The sequence below is a fragment of the Variovorax sp. 20P10.2.4 genome, assembly GCF_058244205.1.
In genome coordinates this window covers 1-1970 of sequence record NZ_JBZAYE010000967.1, presented here as the reverse complement: position 1 = coordinate 1970, position 1970 = coordinate 1, and the positions used below count along the sequence as shown (strand labels likewise).

2 protein-coding genes are annotated in these 1970 nt (G+C 72.6%); both read right to left on the bottom strand.

The features are described from left to right. The coding region (gene metC / locus AC27VN_RS40020) for a cystathionine beta-lyase (RefSeq protein WP_490880291.1) at positions 1 to 1076 on the bottom strand (1076 nt) is incomplete at its 3' end. Between the two features lie 32 nt (positions 1077 to 1108). After that, the coding region (locus tag AC27VN_RS40015; protein WP_490880290.1) for a Bug family tripartite tricarboxylate transporter substrate binding protein at positions 1109 to 1970 on the bottom strand (862 nt) is incomplete at its 5' end.

Sequence of the window (1970 nt, the reverse complement as noted above, 5' to 3'; positions counted from 1 at the left end):
CGCATGTTGGCCCAGGCCACCAGGCTCTCGTAGCCGCCCCAGGACGAGCCGCGCCCGAACAGCGCGAGCGCGTCGACCAGCCGCTCGACCGCGGCCGGCGCGATCTCCGGCCGCAGCTCGAAGGACAGCAGCCCGTTGGTGCCGCTGCAGTCGCGCCGCCAGAGATCGTGCCCCGGGTGCGTGGGCAGCGCGGGGCAGAACACGGTCGCCACCTCGGGCCGGGCCTGCAGCCAGCGCGCGACCTCGAGCGCATGCTGCTCGTGCAGGCGCAGCCGCGCCGACAGCGTGCGGATGCCGCGCAGCACCAGCCAGGCGTCGTCGGGGCTCACCGTCATGCCGAAGGCGTCGCAGCGCTCGTTGAGCGCGCGCCAGGCCTCGCGCGTGGTGGCCACCGTGCCCATCATCACGTCGGAGTGGCCCGAGAGGTACTTGGTGGCGGCCATCAGCGAGATGTCGGCGCCGAGCGCGAGCGGGCGGTACTGCAGGCCCGAGCCCCAGGTGTTGTCGGCCGCCAGCAGCGCGCCGCGCGCATGCGCGAGCGCGGCCAGCTTCGGCAGGTCGCACATCTCGTAGACCAGCGAGCCCGGGCACTCGGCGTAAACCAGCCGCGTGGCGGGCTCGAACAGCGCCTCGATGCCGCTGCCGTCGGCCGCGAAGAAGCTGCAGCGGATGCCATAGGGATCGAGGAAGGAATGCACCAGGTGGCGCGCCGGCTCGTAGACGCTGTCGGACATCAGCACGTGGTCGCCGGGCTTGAGGTAGGACAGCAGCACCATGCCGATGGCCGCGAGGCCGGTGGGAAAGAGCCGCGTGCGGTAGCCGCCCTCGAGCTCGCTCACCGCATCCTCGAGCGCGAAGGTGGTGGGCGTGCCGCGCGCGCCGTAGCTGAAGACGCGCTCCTCGCCGCGCCGCGCGCGGGCGTCGCGCATCGCGGCCACGCTGTCGAACACCACCGTGCTCGCGCGCACCAGCGGCGGGTTGACCGGCGCGCCGCCCGCATGGGCCGGGTGCTTGCCGAGGTGGGCGATGCGGGTCTCGAGGGACAGGCCGGAGGGATCGGTGGGCGAGGCGGGCATGGGCGTCTTGTCTCGTTGTTGCGTCGCCGATGCTAGTCGGCGCGCGCGCCCGACAGCTTGACGATGCGCGACCAGCGCTCGATGTCCTGCCTGAGCTGCGCCGCGAAGGCTTCGGGCGTGTTCGCCACCACCTCGCTGCCGCCGTCGGTCACCTGCCTGTTCACCTCGGGCAGGTGCAGGGTGCGCACGATCGCCTCGTTGAGATAGGCCACGCGCTCGGGCGGCGTGCCGGCGGGCGCGAAGAAGCCGTACCAGTCCTCGAAGCGCGCGTTGGCGTAGCCGAGCTCCTCGAGCGTGGGCGCCTTCGCGAACACGCCGATGCGGCGCGGGCTGGTCACGGCCAGCACGCGCAGCTTGCCGCTTTGCACCATGCCAGCGACCGAGGCGGTGGAGGTCACGAGCACGTCGACCTGGCCGCCGAGCAGGTCGGTGAGCGCGGGGCCGGCGCCCTTGTAGGGCACGTGCGTCATGTCGACGCCGTTGTCCTTCTGCAGCACCACGCCGACCAGGTGCGAGAGCGTGCCGTTGCCCGGCGTCGCATAGGTGAGCTTGCCGGGGCTGGCCTTGGCCTTCGCGGCCAGGTCGGCGAAGGACTTGAGCGGCGAGTTCGCTTCCACCACCAGCGCGAGCGGCGCCGCGTTGATCTGCGTGATCGGCACGAAGTTCTTGACCGGATCGAAGCCCGGCGCCGCGTACAGCGCGGGGTTCACCGCCATGATCGAGACCTGCGAGGTCAGCACGGTGTAGCCGTCGGCCTTGGCATCGGCCACCGCCTTGGCGCCGATGTTGCCGCCCGCGCCGCCGCGGTTGTCGACCACGGCCGGCTGGCCCGTGATCTCGGCCAGGCGCGTGGTCACCAGGCGCGCGGTGGCGTCGTTGCCGCCGCCGGGCGGG